An 18,313-nucleotide genomic window follows, 5' to 3' on the forward strand; every position below is an offset into this window, starting at 1 on the left:
CGAGTCGAGCGTGAACCGATGCGAAGCGGCGAGACGATCAGTCGAGCTTCCAGACGAGCCCGATTGCGGCGATCGAGGCCCGACGCCGAACTGGATCGAGGATCATCTCGGGAGACTCGATGAGCGCCAGCGCGGTCCTGCGCGCGTGGGGCAGGAGGTTGTGGTCCCATGGTCCCATCCCGAAGCGTCCACGCTCGGCACCCTCGGCGATGGCCGGAATCGCGATGAGGAGGGGCCAGAAGGCGCCACCGCTGCCCATCGCGCCCGCGACGTTGACGAGCATGGAGCGATCGGCGTGGCTCTCGGTGACGAGGTCCTCGCCGTCCCAGTATGAGAACTGGGTGGTGGGCTTCACGTTCTTCATGAAGTCGGCGTAGAGCGGCACGGTCAGCCCGATGTCGCGGTCACCCTTCGGGGAGCGGGCCAGGTTGGCGAACGCCGAGCCGGCCATGCTGACCAAGGGGTATCCGTTCTTGGCAGCGCGGGCGGTGTCCACGAAGGTGACGCTTGCGAGGTTGCGTCCGTTGGGCACCGCGACGGCGAAGGTCGGGTTTGAGGAGATGCCCGGGCCGGACTTGCCAAGTGCCTGGGCCGACGCCGCGAGCACGGCCTGGGGTGTCAAGCCCGCGATGAACCAATCGCCCACGACGGCATAGGTGATCTCGAGGGGCACGGGCATTCCGGGGAAGCGGAGGGACATGAGTTCCACTTCGCCGGATGTCCAGATCGTCGGACGGATGTACATGCCTTTGTCTTGTTGGGCGAGTTGCTTTCCGGCTGCGGCGACGAGTCTGCGGTGCGCATCGATAACCCTGGCGCGGTCCTTGAGCGACGCGAAGAGGACGCCCGAGCCGAAGGAGCCGCCCCCCGTCGAATCTGACAGGTACGCGCCCCAAGTGCCGCCGATCGAGTCGATGATGTCCGCGCGGAGGTCAACTCCTGTGCGGCTCTTGAACTCGCCGAGCACGTCGTTGACGGGCACGCCGCGCTGGGCGAGATTGTCGATCAGAGCCGAAATCCCCGAGAGGTCGCCCTTGGCGATGGACATCATGGTCGCGTCGGCGGGGACCATGGCAAGGTCCTTGTCGTTCACGGGCTCCTTCGACATGTGCCACTGGCTCGCGTACTTGCCCGCGCCCTTCACACGCACGATGCTCGTGGTGTCGGTTGCGGTGTACCCAGCGACAAAGTCGATGGCGATCGCTTCGGAGCCGATGATGCCGGCTCGCTCTAATCCGGTCAGGACCTCAACACCCTCGGGAGGGAAGTTCCTTCCCGCCAGCGTGCGGGCCATGTTGATACCCGGCGTCAGCGCGGCGAAGTTCAGTGAGCCGCGCATGACGGGGCTGACGCCTTGTGGGGGCACGGGGAGTCGGTCGAAACCGGCGTCGGGGTTGTCGACCGCGCCGGCGACCAACTCGAATCGCCAGCCATCCTTGGACTCACGCGGGCCGTAGGAGATGAGGCCGAAGGGCAACTGCACGTCCTGCATGCCCTTAAAGCGCATGCTGTCGGCGGGCGCGGGCATGCCCTGCTCCTGGAACTTCTCGAGGAGCGCGGCGTGCAGGATGCCGTGCAACTGGGTTGCGTGGCCCTGGTCCTTCGCCTGCACGCTGAGCGTCAATCCGTAGCCAAAGAACCCGCCGGCGGCGTTGTCGGGGTTGTAGGTGATCGCGAGCCGCGCGGGCTGAGCCAGCGTCCGGAGGGCCAGTTGGACGATCGGCTCGATCTCCGGGGGCATGTCCGGAATCTCGCCTGGGAGTTCGGCGAGTCGAGCCGGGATCATCGAGATGGCCTGTTTGAGGCCGGCGTCTTTCCCATCGACAAGCCACGCGGACATCGGGGCGTGCTCGTAGAGGATGAAGGGCTGAACGCCGCCTGCATCCTGGGCGAGGGCAAGGCCGGGGGAGACGGCGGCAAGGCCGAGCACTCCGGCGAGTGCCGCCGTGCCGAGGATGGACCGACGCCTGATTCCGATGATCGAGCGACGCATGGATGGACCTCCTGGAGACTTGGGAAGGGCGGTTCTGATCACCCGCCGATCGTGACGCGGCCCTGATGGTTTGCAGTGCGGACCCTGTGGACTATTGGGGGTGCGGTCGGCCCACTTTCACGGGCGGGCGTGTGCCGGGCCGATGGACAGCGACCCTTGCAGAGCGAATCACTGCCCAAGTCGATCCTGATCATCCGGCCGAGCGCGCTGGGGGATGTCTGCCGCTCGGTGCCGGTGCTGGCATCGTTGCGGAGCGCGTACCCGGAGGCGAGGATCGACTGGCTGGTGCAGGACAGCTTTGCCGACGCGATCTCCGGGCACCCTGCGTTGTCGGGCGTGGTGCCGTTCGAGCGTGGGAGACTGGGCAAGGACCTGAAGAGCATCCGGCCGGCGAGCACGATCCGGTTTCTTCGCCGGCTGCGTGCTCAGCGGTACGACCTTGTGATCGATGCACAGGGGCTGTTTCGGAGTGGGATGCTTGCACTCGCGACGGGGGCTCGCCGACGCGTCGGCTACGCGAATGCCCAGGAACTCGGCTGGCTCGGGTACAACACGAGGCATCGCATCAGTCGTGAGATGCACGCGGTGGATCGGATGCTGGCGCTCGTCGAGCGAGCGGGCGTGAAACCGATCGCCGATATGCGCCTCTCCACGCTGCCGGCTTGGAGGGAGTGGGCAGCGCAAACGCTGGGAGCATCTCGCGCTGCGGTGCTCGCGCCGACCAGCCGATGGGCGGGGAAGCGGTGGCCGGCGGAGCGGTTCGCGGCACTGGCGGAGCGGATGCTCGCGATGGGGATTGAACGTGTCGCGATCGTCGGCGCAAGGTCCGAGCGCGAGCAGTGCGGCCCCCTGCTCGAGCTGGCGTCGCGGGATGAACGCGTGCTCGACCTGATCGGGAAGACAAGTGTCGGTGAGCTGATGGCCGTCGTTGAGCGGGCGGCGGTCGTCGTCGCGAACGATTCCGCGGCGATCCACATGGCGGTCGGCTTCGAGCGCCCGATGGTCGCGCTCTACGGGCCGACCTCGATCGCGCGGGTCGGGCCGTATCGGCGCGAAGGAGATGTGATCCAACACGTCCAGCCGGGGGAGGTCCTTGATCACAAGGACGATCTGGCCGGGCGAGAGATGATGGAGCGGATCTCCGTGGACGAGGTTGTCGAGCGCGTCCGGATCGTGCTCAAGACTGTCTGAGTATCACGAACCGGGGCTTAGCCGTTTGGCTCACCCGTTCTTCTTCGCAAAGTCGCGCATGAAGTCGGCGAGGGCCTTGCATCCTGCCTCGGGCATGGCGTTGTACATGCTGGCCCGCATGCCGCCGGCGGAGCGATGGCCCTTCATGCCGTCGAGCCCTGCGGCGGCCGACTCTTTGCAGAACTTGTCGTCCAGCTCTGGGGTCGGGGCCTTGAACGTGAGGTTCATGAGACTGCGGGCGTGTGGATGGGCGCATCCCTTCCAGAAGCCGCCGGAGGTGTCGATCGCGTCGTAGACAAGCCCGGCCTTCCTGATGTTCCGCTCGTGGATGACATCGAGGCAGTGGCGGTTGCCCTGGGCCTGGGCGAGGATCCACTTGAAGACGAGGCCGCAGACATAGATCGCAAAGACCGGGGGCGTGTTGGGGCGGCTCTCGTCCTTGGCGAAGGTCTCGTACCTGAGCATCCACGGAAGGTCGCGGACTTTCTTCGAGGCGAGATCGTCGCGGATGACGACGAGCGTGGTGCCGGCGGCTCCGAGATTCTTCTGTGCGCCTGCGTAGACAAGGCCGTACTTGGTGAAGTCGACCGAGCGGCTGTAGATGTCGCTCGACATGTCGCAGACGAGGGGCACGCCCGCGGGGACATTGGGGATGCGTTCGCGCCAGGTGTTCTTGTCACCGGCGATCTCGTGCCACTCGGTGCCGAAGATTGTGTTGTTCGAGCACATGTGGACGTAGGCGGGCGAGGCGGAGTACTTGATCTGCTCGTCCGTCGGGATGTAGGAGTGGTTCTTGTCCTTGCTCGTGAAGGCCTCGTGCACGGGGCCGTAGACCCTGGCCTGCTCGAGACTCTTCTCGGCCCAGTAGCCGGTGGTGATGTAGTCGGCGGTCTGGTCCTGGGGCTTCAGGTTTGCGGGGACGAGGAAGTTCTGGCTCGTCGCGCCGCCGGTCATGAAGAGGACGTGGTAGTTGCTCGGAAGGTTGCTGATCTTCCGGAAGTCTTCGAACGCTTCGGCGAGCACCCGGTCGTAGACCTTGGCGCGGTGCGAGTGTTCGAGGATGCCGATGCCGGAGCCCTTGATGTTGAACACATCCTCCTGAATCTGGCGGAGGACGGGCTCGGGGAGGCAGCCGGGTCCTGCGGAGAAGTTGAAGATCCGCTCGCCGGAAGTCGTCTTGGTCACGGCCGGCGCGGTCCCGGCGGGGCTCATCGTGGTCATGGCATCGTTCCTGAACAGAGGATCTGCGTTGAGTGGAGGTATGAGTGGTGGATTGTACGCCCCGATCGATCTCTGCCGGGTCCTGGAGCGGGGCTCAGTTGACGCGATTCTCGATCGAGCCGGCTTCTTTGAGGACTCGGACGATTCGGACGACCTCTTCCGCGACAGCGTTCTGGGCCTGCTCGGTCCCCGCACCGCTGTGATGGGTGATCGAGACGCCGCTCAGTTTCGCGGTCTGGCAGGTCCATGCCCCCTGCGGCTCCGCGGGCTGATTCTCGAATACATCGAGCCCTGCACGGATCCCCTTTGAGACCATCGCCTCGCGGAGAGCCGCCTCGTCGATGACGCTCCCTCGGGATGTGTTGATGAGGTACGCGCCGGGCTTCATCTTCGAGAGAAAGTCACGCCCGATCAGGTGCTTGGTGTCGGATGCGCCGGGGAGATGGATCGAGATGGCGTCGCAGACAGAGGCCAGCGTATGGAGGGCGGGCGTGTCGTTGCCCCCCCACTCTGCGCCGAGATCCTTCGCGTGATCCTTGGTGATGGAGCGGCTCCACGCGATCACGCGCATCTCAAAGGCGAGGGCACGCTTGATGACCGCGCGTCCGATCGCGCCGCATCCGACGACGCCGAGCGTTGAACCCTTCAGTCCCCGCGCACCGCCGAGACCGGTGCGCCCGAACTCTTTCTTGTCCCACTTTCCCTCGCGTGCGGCGATGGTCTGCTCGGGGATGCGTCGGTCGAGGTTGATCAGGTGCCCGATCGCGAGCTCGGCGACGGCGACGGCGTTCATGCCTGGGCAGTTCGCGACCGCGATACCGGCCTTGGATGCGGCGTTGAGATCGATGTTGTCGTAGCCCGCGCCCGCCCGAATGATGAGGCGGACGCCCCTCATGCCCTCGATGGACTGGGCCGTGACCTTCTTCGAGCGCACGACGAGCACCTCGGCGCGGGCATCGTTGACGACGGCGGCGAGCCCGTCCGAGGGAGTCTCGGGGACGTTGGAGACCTTGCACCCGGCTGCTGCGAGCCCATCCAGGCCGACCCTCTCGAACTTGTCAGCGACCACGACGTTCATTGTGGGGCTCCTACGCGCTTGGGGACGTCACGATTCTACCGCGTGCTGGTTTGAGCGCCGCCTATCGCCCCGGCGCCAAGCGAAAAGGACCCCCGGGGTCTCCGGGGGTCCTTTGCGGGAATCAAGTCATGCGATGGAAACGATCAGTCGAAGGACTGGCCGGTGAAGACCTCGCGGCCACCGTAATCAATGCCCTTGAGGCCGCCTCGGGTCCACTTCATGTAGCCCTTGATGTTCGTGTCGGTGAGCGCGCCGTTGCGGGTCGGGGGCTCCCACTGGTTGCGCGGGTAGAGGGCGCGGGAGAATGAGTACCAAGTGATCGCGGAGGACTTGGTCATCGGACTCCACGGGTCCCAGCCGGCGTTGGAGTCGCCGCTCTGACGGACCGAGGAAGAGGCGTCGAACATGAGGACGGGGATGCGTGCATCGTCGTAGGCGTAGTAGCGGGGAATCTTCTTGTAGCGGTCAACCGATTCATGCATGAAGGCCTTGCCGGAGGGGAAGGTGACGTCGGACGCGCGGGTGGCGTCGAGGTCGGCGGTTCCGGGCACAATATAGGCGTTGTGTGAAGACGAATACTTGATGCGACGCGTCACGGAGGGCCCGCTGGTGGCGCGGATGTTCGAGCTCTGGCCACGGTCGTAGAGCGCGACGACGGTGTCGTACGAGCAGGAGTATGGCCAGCGCAGCTCACTGCTATCGAGCGTGCCTGATCCGGCGGAGGCGGCGGGGCTCGGCGTGTAGAAGCCGAACTCGCGCCAGTTCTGCCACGCGTTGCGATGGACATCGCTGGGGCTGACGACCAGTTTTTCGGGGAGACGCGAGGCGAGATAGTCCTGCAGCACGAGGTGGGAGTAGAGGACGTGGGGAATCCAGCCGGAGATGCGGGTGAGGTTGCGGCCGCCACGCTCGTTGATGATGGAGACGGCCTGATCCGCCGCGGCTTGCAGGAGCGAACCGGAAGCACCGAAGGGGTTCTCCGGCTGATCGACGCGCCATGAGAACGTCGGGTTCTTGTCCGCGTAGTCGGTCGCGTACGAGTTGGACGCGACGCCGAGCTGGCGCTGGTTGTTGAGATCGATGGAGAGTCGGGCGGCCTTTCTGGCCTCGCCGAGCGCGGGGAGAAGGATGCCGATGAGCAGGGCGATGATCGCGATCACCACCAACAGCTCGATCAGCGTGAATGCACGCCTGTTCATCGTCTTTGACTCCATTGTCGGACCTCCGCGTGTTGTGCGACGCGATCACTTCCGCCTGGTTCAACCTACAGGGGTTGAAACCCTAGTCTAGCAGAATCCACATACAGATTGCAAGAAGAAAGAACAACGGACGTTGACCAAACTTTTTACGAACAATAAAGCCCCGTGCTCGGGCATTCAGGACCTCTCGGAGGCGCTCAGGCGGGGGCCATTATCTCTGCTCCCGGGATGGGATTCTTGCCATGGTCGGGATCTCTCTCACTTCGCCGAGTCCCATGTACTGCCGGTCTTGCTCGACGTTGAAGGAGGCGTTGCATGTCTTGCATGCCACGTCGTCGACGCGGGCTGCGGCAGCGCAGGCGTGGCAGACGCCGAGGATGTGGGCGATGCCGGGGACACGCTTTGCGATCTCCCAGAACTGTCGCGTACTCGGGCCGCGGACGATGGTTGCGGGGGTGATCTTCCCCCGGAGGGCCATGGCCTTCATGACTGCGTATGAGCAACCCGGTCGGAAGGGGTGTTCGATATCTCTGATGAACCACGGCCCCATGTGGTTCTGTGTGGCCTGACGGGAGAGCGGATCGAAGAGCCCGGCGCAGGTCTCGCAACGATCGTGTCGCAGGGAGGATGTGCCGCAGTAGGGGCAGAGGACGGGCCGGCGTTCGTCCATCTCATGGCCACCGTCGATGCCTTTGAAGCGTTCCGATCCATTGTGCATATGTGGATGCTACACGATGAACCGTCTGCGTGGGGATGGGCAAGTTCCCTACCCTGAGAGCCATGAGGAAGCCAAGTGCATCTGGTCCATGTGCCACCCGGATCCGTGCGCCTCGATGGCGTATGCGTCTGGCGACGATGGGCGCGGTCTGTATCGGCTGGATGTTTGCGTGTGGCTGTGCTGATTCCGGGGCGTCGAGCGACGCTCTGGGGCGTGAGGGGGCGGGGCTTCGCGCTTCGGAGCGGACCGTGCAGGTCTCCCGCCCGGGCGAGACGAGACAGCAGCCGCAGCAGGGAGGATCGGCAGTGCCTGCGGCGGTGCTCGGGAGCGAGACGTACACGATCGCCCAGATCGCGCCGTATCTTGCGGAGGCGTTCGGCGGGCTTGTCATTGAGGAGATCCTGATCACGCGAACCGCGGAGGCGGAGTTGGCGCGGATGGGACGCTCTCTGACTGCGGCGGACCTTGAACGCGAGCGTGCGGAGTTGGCCGATGCGCTGGATGTCGGGAGGAGCGGTGTCAACCCGGAGCAGGCGATCGATTCCGTGAGGCGGGCGCGGGGGCTCGGGCCGGAGCGATTCGGGCTGCTCGTGCGCCGGACCGCGGCCCTGCGGAAACTCGTGAGCGATGAGGTGAGCGTGACGGATGATGAGATCCGCCTGGCGCACGCCGTTCGATACGGGCAGAAGCGACGGGTTCGGATGTTCATGGCGGCGACTGAGCGCGAAGCGGCGGCTGCGCTCGCGGAGTTGCGGGGTCTTGACGGGGTGTCGCGTCGAGCCAGGTTCATCCAGATGGCCATGGACCGTTCGATCGATGCCTCGGGCGCGGCGGGGGGTCTGATCGAGCCGATCTCCGTGGCTGACCCGGCGTACCCGCTCTCGGTTCGTACCACGATCGGCTCGCTGCAGGCGGGTGAGATCAGCCCTGTGATCGCCCTGAATCCCAACTACGCGATTGTGCTCGTAGAAGAGGTGATCCCGGATCAGGGAGTCTCGATCGAGGCGGTGAGACAGTCGCTGGCATCGGACCTGCGGCGTCGGCAGGAGCGGCTGCTGATGGAGCGGAAGGCCAGGGCGATTCTGGAGACATCGAGCGTGACGATCATTGACCCATCGCTGCAATGGTCGTGGCGGAGCCGCGAGAGCCGCAGGGAGCAGTGAGACGGCGGTCCCGCTGGGGCTTGGGGATGCTCTGCCCGGGTTGCTCCGGGTGCCGCGGGTTCGGGCTATGCTGTCGGCATGGAGACTTCCTTTCGATCGCTGCGATTTCATGGTTGCTGCGCCGCATCGGCTCTGTGCGTTGCATCCGGGTGTGTCCAGTCGAACCACAGGTTGACGATCGGGGATGAGGTCGCGTTGGCGGCGTTCACTGAGCGCGAGCCGACGTCGGCCGAGGATCGAGGTGTGCCGACGCTGCGGACGGTCACGCGCGAGGAGTGGAGCACCGTCGAGTTCCGGGTTCCTTCGGACGGTGTGGGCCACCGCCCGAACTATCGCACGCATTGGCTGACGGATCGGACGCTCGCACGCGCGAGGGGCGAGCACCCGACGGCGACGACCGCATTCGAGCTCGGGCAATCCGGGAGTTCGTCGCAGATCCAGGAGGCGCTGATCGCGCCGTTCAACCAGATCTTTGATGCGGCCACGATGCCAGTGATGCTGCTTGTTGAGCCCCAGACCGCGGAGTTGCGGAGCCCATACCGGCGTTTCGAGAGGTCGCCGAGCACGTCGATGCTGGCATCCGAGGCGTGTGCGGTGTGCGTCAATGCCTGCACGGCTGAGGCGTGTCCGAAGGGTGAAGCACGATGAGCGGTGCGGCTCGCGATCTTCCCGAGGGGTATCCGTTTCAGCCGGGGCTGGAGATCACTCCACGCGAGACAGCGGAGTTGATGCGAACTCGCCCTGGTGAGCTGCTCGTGATTGACTGCCGCGAGAGGGCGGAGTGGGAGACGGCGCGGATCGAGGGGACGGTGCTGATTCCGCTTGGCGAGATTCAGGATCGGATCGACGAGATCGAGGGTCTGGGGAAGCCGACGGTCGCGGTGGTGTGCCATCACGGCCGGCGATCGATGAAGGCGGCCCTGCTGCTTCGGCAGATGGGGATCGACGGCGCGCTCTCTGTCGCGGGCGGGATCGACTGGTGGTCCCGTTCGGTGGATGGCACGATCCCTCGCTATACGAAGGACGCGAGCGGGTGCCGGGTTGTAGGGTGATGCGGGTTCGCTGGATTGCGGGCGGATTGTGCGTGTGCCTCGCGGGCTGACCCGTTTCGGATACGCGCGTCGCGGACTGCGCTGTGCGGCGATGATGAGCGACGATGGCCCGCGCCCGAGAGCGGACAAGGCCGTTGGTGCATATGTGTGAGTGAAAAAGACAGCCCCCGTGCCGGAGCACGGGGGCTGTTGTGCTGATCAGTTCTGCCGCTTGACCCGCCCGAGGACAGATCGAGCGTGCATCAACTCTTACGAGCACTGACCGAAGATGTCGAAGAATCCGAGGAAGTCCTGGATATCGACAAAGTTGTCGGGGTTGTAGCGGTCAACGTCAAAGAGCGCGTCGGAGCAGGGCGCGGTCTGGAACTCGCAGGGGCCGTAGTCGCCGAAGAAGTCCAGGAAGTCCTGGATGTCGACCTCGGTGTCGCCGTTGTAGTCAGCGGCGTCACAGGGGTTGCCACCGCCGCCAGCGGTGCCGTACATGGTCATCATGAAGGACGCGTAGGGGTTGGTCGGCCAGCCGCCGAACCAGTAGTTGCCGAAGCGGCCGGTGCGGGGAGCAGCGGTGTTCGGGTTGGTGGGCGTGGTCCACCAGGTGAAGACGTCGCGGACGCCGTCGGCATTGCCGCCGCCGCCGGTCGGGAAGTCGTCATCCTCGATGATGTCGGCGGAAGCCGGGAGGACGAGGTACGGGCCGGTGGTGCCCTTGGACTGGGTCTGGCCCTGGATGAAGGTGTAGCCCCAACCGAAGTCGGCCTTGGGGTTGCCGTCGGTGTCGTCAAGATCGCAGCCCTGGTTGGGGCCGTTGATCTGGAACGCGCCGGAGGCAGAGCCGTCGTTATCGCCGATCTCGAAGAAGTAGCCCTGCGTGGTGGGCTCGAAGTCGAAGGTGAAGGTCCAGCCGGTGAAGCCGGTGGAGAAGTAGGCGCCCGGCGCGCTGCTGAGCGCGAGGCCAGCGGCGGGAACCGCGACTTCGGAAGCGGCGAGGCCGCCGTCGCAGTCGTAGTACCACTGGATCAGCGTGAAGCCGGGGAGAGAGGAGACCGGAGCAATCTCGCGGGCGGCGTTGGTGGCGTAGCCGAGGCCGATGCCATCGACGACGGTGTTGAAGGGGATATCGCCCCAGTCGCCGGCCTCAGAGCCGAGCGCCGGGATCGTTGGGGCGCGGGTGGGGTTGTCCATACCGAAGAAGAAGTTGCCGTTGGCGGCATTATCCTGGTTGACGAAAATGCCATCGCCGAAGCGCTGGGAACCACCGGCGGGGGCGCCGAGGGTGACAACACGCTCGCCCGTGCGCATGTTGACATACACATGGCCGGCGTGACGGAAATTGAGAGCCTCAGCGAGCTGGGGCTCGGACGCAAACGCCGTGCAGGCAGCACCCGCCGCCACGGCAACCATCATGCAGCTCTTCGCCTTCATTGAACACTCCTCTTGAAATAAACCACGACACGGAACGGCCGTTTCTGGGCCACAAGGAAACACGAAAAGAGCGGGTCAGGAAAGTGCTCTCTCGTTGAACGCAGAACATGGACGCGACGACGCAGACTGATACGCCTCGCTTGTGAACAGATCGAGATTCGCGATCGACCTCCGTCAACTCCAACCAGCCGACACGAGGCGGCTCAGCCGCGTTCGCGCCATTCCTCCAACAATTCGCCATCGAGCGAGTGGGACTCGCACGAGGAGCATCTCTCTTCAGCCGCGGAGCGGCGTGTCGGACCGAGGCCTTCACCCCGGATGGTGACACTGCACCGAATATACCGGAGCGTTTTGTGGATGCAAGGGTCTACGGCGGTTCTGCGCAAAATTCCGACAAAGGAACACATATAGGGCCGGCGTAGTGGAACCGATTCGACGATCCGAAACCGAACACAAGGGCATGCCTGACAGATGTTTGGGTATCGAGCAAAGGATCGGAATCATACGACGGGCTGTTTCGAAGCCGTTGCGCGAACTTTCGCAGATTGACGCATGGCGTTCACGAACTGATCGAAGAGGTACGAGGCATCGTGGGGCCCGGGCGAGGCCTCGGGATGGTACTGGACCGCGAAGATGGGCCTGTTCTTGACCCTGAAGCCGGCGACAGTGTTGTCGTTGAGGTGAAGATGGGTAACTTCGCCTCCTGCGGCTTCGAGTGATTCAGGATCAACGGCGAAGCCGTGGTTCTGGCTCGTGATCTCGACGTGTCCGGTGGTTCGGTTGTGAACGGGCTGGTTCGCGCCGCGATGGCCAAACTTCAGCTTGTAGGTCTTGGCACCGATAGCGAGCGAGAGCAACTGATGGCCGAGGCAGATGCCGAAGATCGGAAGCTCACGCTCTCGGCGAGACCCGATAACCGCTCGAAGGGTTTCGATGGTCTGGTTGACGGCCGCGGGGTCGCCCGGGCCGTTGGAGATGAAGAGTCCGTCGATCTCGCCCTGATCGTGGAGTTCGAGGATTCGCTCTGGGGTGATGTCGTGGGGAACGAGCATGACCTCGCAGCCGCGGTCGGCGAGATTGCGGAGAATGTTGGACTTTGCACCGCAGTCCAGTGCGAGGACGCGGAGCGGGGCATCGGCCGTCTCTTTGCGGAGATCGGGCGACCACTCTCCGAGCGTTTCCGACCAGGTCTGACCGGAGGTGCATCCGACCCTCGGCACAAGATTCTGGCCCGCCATTGATGGTGCGGAGCGTGCGGCTTGGATGAGTTCGGCGTCGGTGAGATCGGCGCGATCGGTCAGTGCACCGGCCATCGCGCCAGCGGTTCGTAGGCGCCTTGTGATCGCGCGCGTATCAACACCCTCGATCCCCAGGACGCCGGAGGCATCCAGAAAGGACTCCAGAGACTGCACCAGTCTGAAGTTCGATGGTTGCCTCGCGAGTTCTCGGATGACGAATCCTGAGACTTGGACGCGGCGAGATTCCATGTCTTCGTTGTTCGTGCCGGTGTTCCCGATCAGCGGGAATGTGTCCACAAGGATCTGCCCGGTGTAGGAGGGGTCGGTCAGGGATTCCTGGTACCCGAGCATGGCGGTGTTGAAGACCACCTCGGCGGTGGTGAGGATGTTGCGACCGATCGCGCCGAAGCCGAAGCCCCGGAAGAGGGACCCGTCGGCAAGGGCCAGACGTGCGGGTGGCCGGGATGCTCGCTCGGGCGTGGAGCGGGCGTCTCGGTCGGGCGCGGAACCGGACGAGGAGCGTCGAGACGAGGTGGGTGTTGTCATCGGGCTAGATTGTACGCGTGGAATTTCCCCTTTTGCCTTTCACCGGGACGAGTGATGACGCGCCGAGCCAGCGCGGCATGCCGCTGGTTCGGGTCGCGGTGGAACGTGGGATCGAGGGGGATGGGCTGACGTACGCGAGCCCGTGGCAGGACATCTGCGTGGGTGAACGCGTGGTGGTACCGCTCGCTCGGGGGCGGTCTCGCGGGGTCGTGGTCGCAGTGGGCGGCGATGAGTTGCTCGAGGGACTGAGCCGCGAGCGGTTAAAGGAGTTGATCGAGAGGTCCGGAAGGGGCCTGCCAGCCCAGTTGGTCGAATTGGCGCGTTGGATTGCGGCGTACTACATCTCGCCGCTGGGGATGGTGCTTTCGTCGATGGTTCCATCGTCGGTCAAGGAACGTACGGGATCGCGTCGGGTTGAGGTGTTGGGGCGCGCGGATGCTGAGGTGGAACGGGCCATCCTCGCGGGGATTCGGTTTACACCGAGCGTGCGGGATGCGTGGGAGGGGATCGTCGCGATCGGCCCGGGGCAGTGGCCGCTGGAACCGAGAACGCTGGCGAGAACGCTCGGAGCGACAATGGGGCCGATCAACAAACTGATCGGCGCGGGTTTGCTGGTTCGCACGGAGCGGGAAGAGGTGCGTGCACGGGGGTTTGAGCCCGCAACTCCTGAGGCCGGATCGGAAGAGCGACCAGAGCCAAACCCGGAGCAATCCGCCGCGATCGATGGGATCGGCGCGGAACTGGACCGATTCGGGGTGCATCTGCTGTTCGGGGTGACGGGATCGGGGAAGACCGAGGTCTACCTGCGGCTGATCGAGCGAGTGATTGCCGGCGGGCGGCGAGCGATCGTGCTGGTGCCCGAGATCTCGCTGACGCCGCAGACTTCGCGTCGATTTGAGGCGAGGTTCGGCGGGAAGGTCGCGGTGCTTCACTCCGGTCTGAGCGCGTCGCAGCGTCACCGGCAGTGGCAAATGGCGATGAGCGGCGAGGCGATGGTTGTCGTCGGGGCTCGTTCTGCGATCTTTGCGCCGCTTCCCGATCTTGGGCTGGTGGTCGTCGATGAGGAGCATGATTCGTCGTACAAGCAGGACACGCTCCCTCGGTATCACGGGCGGGATGTCGCGATCAAGCGGGCGCAACTGGCCGGGTGCCCGGTGGTGCTCGGCTCGGCGACACCTTCGCTTGAGAGCTGGGCGAATGGGCGCGAAGGGAAGTTCCGGCTGTGGACCATGCGAGAGCGGGCCGGGGCTGGGAGTCTGCCGAAGGTCCGCATTGTTGATCTTGCATCGGAGCAGCCATGGGGCAAGGGTGGAGGGAGCGCGGGGGGGAGCGGCCGGGGACCGCTGATGATCGGCGCGACCCTGCGCGGCGAGATCGTCCGCACACTCAACGAGGGGGGGCAGGCGATCCTGCTCCTGAATCGGCGCGGCTTCGCGACGTTCATGCACTGCCCCGGTTGCAAGTGGACACTGTCGTGCAGCGAGTGCGACGCGGCGATGGTGCTGCATCGTGGACGCGATCTGCCGAAGGGCGAGGTTGTGCGGTGCCATCACTGCAGGGCGGAGCGGATCGTGCCTTCTGCGTGCGAGCTTTGCGGGGGCCGTGTGCTGGGGCTCGGGGCGGGCACCCAGCGAGTGGAGGAGGAAGTTCGAGCCGTGTTGCATGAGTGCATGGGCGAGGAGGGGGCGCGGGATGCGCTGCTGCGGCTTGACGCGGACTCAGTCCAGAACATCAGGGCGTTGCACAGCGGGCTGGAGAGATTCGGTGCCGGGGACGCACGCGTGCTGCTCGGCACGCAGATGATTGCCAAGGGACTCGACTTCCCGAACGTGAGACTCGTGGGGGTGATCAGCGCGGACACCGCGCTGCATCTGCCTGATTTCAGGGCGTCTGAACGCACGTTCCAGCTGGTTGCCCAGGTTTCGGGGCGCGCCGGTCGAGGGGCACACCCAGGACGCGTGGTGGTGCAGACGTTCAGCCCGCACGAGCCGGCAATCGTGCTCGCGGCCAGGCACGATTTCGTCGCATTCGCGGAGCGCGAGCTTGCTGCCCGGCGCGGCGCGGGGCTTCCGCCCGAGGGTCGGATGGCCCGCATTGTCGTTCGCGATCAGAACCATGCGAAGGGACAAAGGAGGGCGACCGACCTCGCAGAGACGCTGCGAGCGGGAGCGGATACGGAAGCGGGTGTCGTTGTTGAGGGCCCGACACCGTGCGTGATGGCTCGTATCGAAGGGTGGCATCGCTGGGAGTTGCTGGTGAGATCGCCGGGGAGGCGCGGATCTGCCGGGGCAATCCAGCGTGTGCTCGGGGGTGCGAGGCGGGCGGGCAAGCTGCTGAGTGACTCGCATACTGCCGTGGATGTTGACCCTCTGACGCTCATGTGAGCGTCCGCCCGATAGGATTGCCCGATGCGTGTGCACCTGAACGGACAGATCGTCACTCGTGAGCAGGCCCGGATCGACCCTTTCGATCGGGGCTTTATTTTCGGCGATGGTGTGTACGAGGGGCTGCGCACGTTCCGCGGGCGGGTGCGAGCCCTCGACAGGCATGTGCGTCGGTTGCGGGAGAGTCTGCGTGCGGCGCGGATCGAGTTCGATGCCGAGCGACTCGGCCCGATGACCGATGACTTGATCCGGGCGAATGGTCTCGCCGACGCCTTTGTCTATTGGCAATTCACACGCGGCACGCCGCCCCCTGGACAGCCGGTGAGGGCCAGGATTCCGGACAACATGGAGCCGACGGTGTTCGGATACGCTCTGGAGCGGCCCTCGCTCGAGTGCTGCACGGAGCCGGGGATCACGACGGCGGCTCGCGTCGAAGATTTTCGTTGGAAGCGAGGGCGTGTGAAGGCGATCTCGCTGCTCGGGAACATCATGGGGGCGATGGAAGCGAGAGATCACGGGGCGGATGATGCGATCTTTGTTCTCCCCGGCCGATCGGGATCGCTCGGCGACGGATTGGTCGGTGAGGCAACAGCGACGAATGTCTTCGCTGTTCTGCCGGGCGAGGGGGGGGAGCCACGGATCGTGACGCCTGATCTTGAGGGCGTGTCGATCCTTGCGGGTGTGACCAGGGATCTGATTCTCGAGCGTGAGCCGGAGATCGAGGTGCGTGACGTGCCGGGCGCGGAACTCGATCGCGCCACAGAGATCATGCTCTGCGGTACAAACACCATGATCGCGTCGGTTGTCCGGCTCGACGGGCGGCAGGTTGGCGATGGGCGTGTCGGCCCCGTCGCGAGGCGACTGGCCCGATCGCTCGTGGACGCGATCGGCGAAGAGCTTGGCGTGCAGGCCGCCGTAACACATCCATAGCGTGTCGGAGATTCGGGGTGGATCGAGCGATGCAGGACCTGAGCGGCAAGCGTTTCACCGTGATGGGGCTGGGCCGTTTCGGGGGCGGGATAGGCGTCACCCGTTACCTGGTCTCACGCGGAGCGGATGTGCTCGTCACAGACGTTGAGCCGGCGGAGAAGCTCGCGTCGTCTGTCGAGAAGATCGGCGATCTGGTCGCGAGCGGGCGCGTGACGCTTCGGCTTGGCGGGCACAACGTGAGCGACTTCACGACGTGCGACTGTGTCGTGGCGAACCCGGCGGTAGCTCGTCCGTGGGAGAATCGATACCTGCGTGCTGCCGGCGCGGCGGCGGTACCCGTACTGACTGAGATCGAACTGGCACTTGCCGAGATTCCCCGCGATGCGTGCGTAGTCGCCGTCACTGGCTCGGCGGGCAAGAGCACGACTTCCGCGCTGATCCACCACATGCTCAGCGGGCTTGGCCAACGGGTGCATCTGGGCGGCAACATCGGTGGATCTCTGCTCGAATCCATCTCGGAGATACGAGACACGGACACGGTTGTGCTTGAGCTCTCGAGCTTTCAGTTGCACTGGATCGGCACCGCTGAGCGTGCGACTCGGTTTCGCGTTGCGGTCATCACCAATATCGAGGCGAACCACCTTGATTGGCACGGCACCTTTGAGCACTACCGTTCGAGTAAGCTGGTTCTGCTCGGGCGCCAGCGTGAGGGAGACACCGCGATCCTCGGTCCGGGGCTGAAAGACTGCACGACGGCACGGGGCGTGCGACGGATCGACATCCCCGAGGGGGCGACCGTGAGCGGCCTGTTGATTCCGGGAGCGCACAACGAGCTCAATGCCGCGGTAGCGATCGAGGCATGTCGAACCGTTGTCGAATCGAAGCATCGTGGTTTGTTCGATGAGAACCGGGCAATCGCTGCGGCACGCACGTTCGCCGGACTCCCCCACCGCTTGCACCATGTCGGGACAATCGGCGGCATTCGGTTCTATGACGATTCCAAGTCCACTACGCCACACGCGACGCTTCTCGCGCTCGGGGCGTTTCCCGTCGAGCGTGAGACGGGACGCATTCACTTGATCGTGGGCGGTTACGACAAGGGGCAGGATCTCGCCCCGCTGGCGCTCTCGACCATGGACGTGAAGGGTCTCTACACGATCGGTGTGACGGGAGAACGGATCGCGAGCGCGGCGGGTGCTGGATGTCACCCGAAGGGACGAGTCGTTCACTGCGGCACACTCGACCGCGCGGTCGCAACGATCGCAGAGAGAGCGACCGAAGGGGATGTGGTGCTGCTCAGTCCCGGATGTGCATCGTGGGATCAATTTGAGAATTATGAGCAAAGGGGTTCGGTCTTCGCTTCTCTTGTGCGAGACAGGTTCGGCAAGGGAGTGGCATCATGAACGGGGCGCACCTGCTCGCTCTCTGTGTGATGGCCTCCGGCACACCGTTGCCGGTTGAGCCGCCACCTGAGCCGGAGAGAGACCATCACGCGGACGAACGCGTCGAGCTCGTGATTCCAGAGATGCCCCATGTTCGAGTTGACCGCGAGCGCGGCATCGTTGAGTTTGACGGGTTTGTGCCGATCGATGCGCACATCGAGGGCGCGCCCAACTTGTATCTGGAAGTGATGGTGTGCACTCCGGATGTCCGGGCCCATGAGTCGCTTGTCGCGTCGCGAGCGAGCCCGAGGCATGTTCATGCCGCACTGCTGCTTGCAGGGCTCACTCCCGGTCGCACGGGCGCGTGGCACTGGGATGGCACCGAGGTGACGCGTGTGCCACCGGAAGGATCTCCGGTCGAAGTGCGGTTCATCTGGACCGATGCCGATGGCAAGACGCATAACTCGCTCGCAAGCGACTGGGTCGTGAGCCGCGTGAGCGGGATTCGCCTGACCGAGACCATCCAAGAGGGTGCTCCTCGATGGGTGTTTGCCGGCTCGAGAATGGTCTCTCGCGGGGGCAGGGAGTGGTACGCTGCGGAAGCGGAGGGAACGATCGTCGGTCTGCACACCTTTACGAGCGAGACTGTTGCGTGGAGCGGTGTGTACAGCCCGAGCGCGGAGATCGAGGATCCTGAGTGGATTGCCGATCCATCCCGTGTGCCGCCGAGAGGAATGAGCGTGGTCGTACGGCTCATCGGCGTTGCACCGCCGGCGAGCGATCTCGCGGAGTAGCT

The 18,313-nt window shown here is 64.8% G+C and carries 14 protein-coding genes and 1 pseudogene; 8 read left to right on the forward strand and 7 right to left on the reverse strand.

What is annotated here, in order from left to right; translation table 11 throughout:
- Positions 1-37 precede the first annotated feature (37 nt).
- On the reverse strand, positions 38-1,993 hold the full coding sequence (locus KF838_08255; protein QYK46778.1) for a hypothetical protein: 1,956 nt from the start codon (positions 1,991-1,993) through the stop codon (positions 38-40).
- A gap of 156 nt (positions 1,994-2,149) precedes the next feature.
- On the opposite strand from KF838_08255, the gene waaC reads away from it, so the two are divergent.
- Positions 2,150-3,184, forward strand: coding sequence for a lipopolysaccharide heptosyltransferase I (waaC, locus tag KF838_08260; GenBank protein QYK46779.1), 1,035 nt, complete (start codon positions 2,150-2,152; stop codon positions 3,182-3,184).
- A gap of 30 nt (positions 3,185-3,214) precedes the next feature.
- Here the strand turns inward: waaC and serC are convergent, their stop codons facing one another.
- From serC to KF838_08280, 4 genes and pseudogenes are all read right to left on the reverse strand, one after another.
- The gene (gene serC / locus KF838_08265) at positions 3,215-4,405 is read right to left on the reverse strand and encodes a 3-phosphoserine/phosphohydroxythreonine transaminase (GenBank protein QYK46780.1); all 1,191 of its coding nucleotides are present in this window, start codon (positions 4,403-4,405) and stop codon (positions 3,215-3,217) included.
- Between the two features lie 94 nt (positions 4,406-4,499).
- A complete protein-coding gene (locus KF838_08270) occupies positions 4,500-5,483 on the reverse strand; it encodes a hypothetical protein (GenBank protein ID QYK46781.1) in 984 nt (327 codons plus the stop codon).
- Positions 5,484-6,571: 1,088 nt separating this feature from the next.
- Positions 6,572-6,697: pseudogene (locus KF838_08275) on the reverse strand (prepilin-type N-terminal cleavage/methylation domain-containing protein).
- A 196-nt stretch (positions 6,698-6,893) separates the two neighbouring features.
- On the reverse strand, positions 6,894-7,400 hold the full coding sequence (locus tag KF838_08280; GenBank protein QYK46782.1) for a hypothetical protein: 507 nt from the start codon (positions 7,398-7,400) through the stop codon (positions 6,894-6,896).
- Positions 7,401-7,522: 122 nt separating this feature from the next.
- Here KF838_08280 and KF838_08285 point away from each other — a divergent pair, with 122 nt between their 5' ends.
- The 3 genes from KF838_08285 (at position 7,523) to KF838_08295 (ending at position 9,615) form a co-directional block, all read left to right on the forward strand.
- Complete coding sequence (locus KF838_08285; protein ID QYK46783.1) at positions 7,523-8,563, forward strand: peptidyl-prolyl cis-trans isomerase; 1,041 nt, start codon at positions 7,523-7,525, stop codon at positions 8,561-8,563.
- 78 nt (positions 8,564-8,641) lie between these two features.
- Positions 8,642-9,211, forward strand: coding sequence for a hypothetical protein (locus tag KF838_08290; GenBank protein ID QYK46784.1), 570 nt, complete (start codon positions 8,642-8,644; stop codon positions 9,209-9,211).
- Positions 9,208-9,615, forward strand: coding sequence for a hypothetical protein (locus KF838_08295; protein ID QYK46785.1), 408 nt, complete (start codon positions 9,208-9,210; stop codon positions 9,613-9,615). The genes KF838_08290 and KF838_08295 overlap by 4 nt, the downstream gene beginning before the upstream one ends.
- A gap of 249 nt (positions 9,616-9,864) precedes the next feature.
- Here KF838_08295 and KF838_08300 read toward each other — a convergent pair whose 3' ends face one another.
- Both KF838_08300 and carA read right to left on the reverse strand, forming a co-directional pair.
- A complete protein-coding gene (locus KF838_08300; GenBank protein ID QYK46786.1) occupies positions 9,865-11,037 on the reverse strand; it encodes a hypothetical protein in 1,173 nt (390 codons plus the stop codon).
- Between the two features lie 500 nt (positions 11,038-11,537).
- Positions 11,538-12,821: a glutamine-hydrolyzing carbamoyl-phosphate synthase small subunit gene (gene carA / locus KF838_08305; GenBank protein ID QYK46787.1), complete on the reverse strand. Its 1,284-nt coding sequence runs from the start codon at positions 12,819-12,821 to the stop codon at positions 11,538-11,540.
- 17 nt (positions 12,822-12,838) lie between these two features.
- Between carA and priA the strand changes: the two genes are divergently transcribed.
- The 4 genes from priA to KF838_08325 are packed head-to-tail and all read left to right on the forward strand — an operon-like array spanning position 12,839 to position 18,311.
- Complete coding sequence (gene priA, locus KF838_08310; GenBank protein QYK46788.1) at positions 12,839-15,205, forward strand: primosomal protein N'; 2,367 nt, start codon at positions 12,839-12,841, stop codon at positions 15,203-15,205.
- A gap of 24 nt (positions 15,206-15,229) precedes the next feature.
- Positions 15,230-16,135, forward strand: a complete 906-nt coding sequence (locus tag KF838_08315; protein ID QYK46789.1) for an aminotransferase class IV — start codon at positions 15,230-15,232, stop codon at positions 16,133-16,135.
- Positions 16,136-16,152: 17 nt separating this feature from the next.
- Positions 16,153-17,538: a UDP-N-acetylmuramoyl-L-alanine--D-glutamate ligase gene (locus KF838_08320; protein QYK46790.1), complete on the forward strand. Its 1,386-nt coding sequence runs from the start codon at positions 16,153-16,155 to the stop codon at positions 17,536-17,538.
- Positions 17,535-18,311, forward strand: coding sequence for a hypothetical protein (locus KF838_08325; GenBank protein ID QYK46791.1), 777 nt, complete (start codon positions 17,535-17,537; stop codon positions 18,309-18,311). Before KF838_08320 ends, KF838_08325 begins: the two co-directional genes overlap by 4 nt.
- Positions 18,312-18,313 lie beyond the last annotated feature (2 nt).

The sequence above is a fragment of the Phycisphaeraceae bacterium genome, from assembly GCA_019454185.1.
Classification (GTDB): domain Bacteria; phylum Planctomycetota; class Phycisphaerae; order Phycisphaerales; family UBA1924; genus JAHBWV01.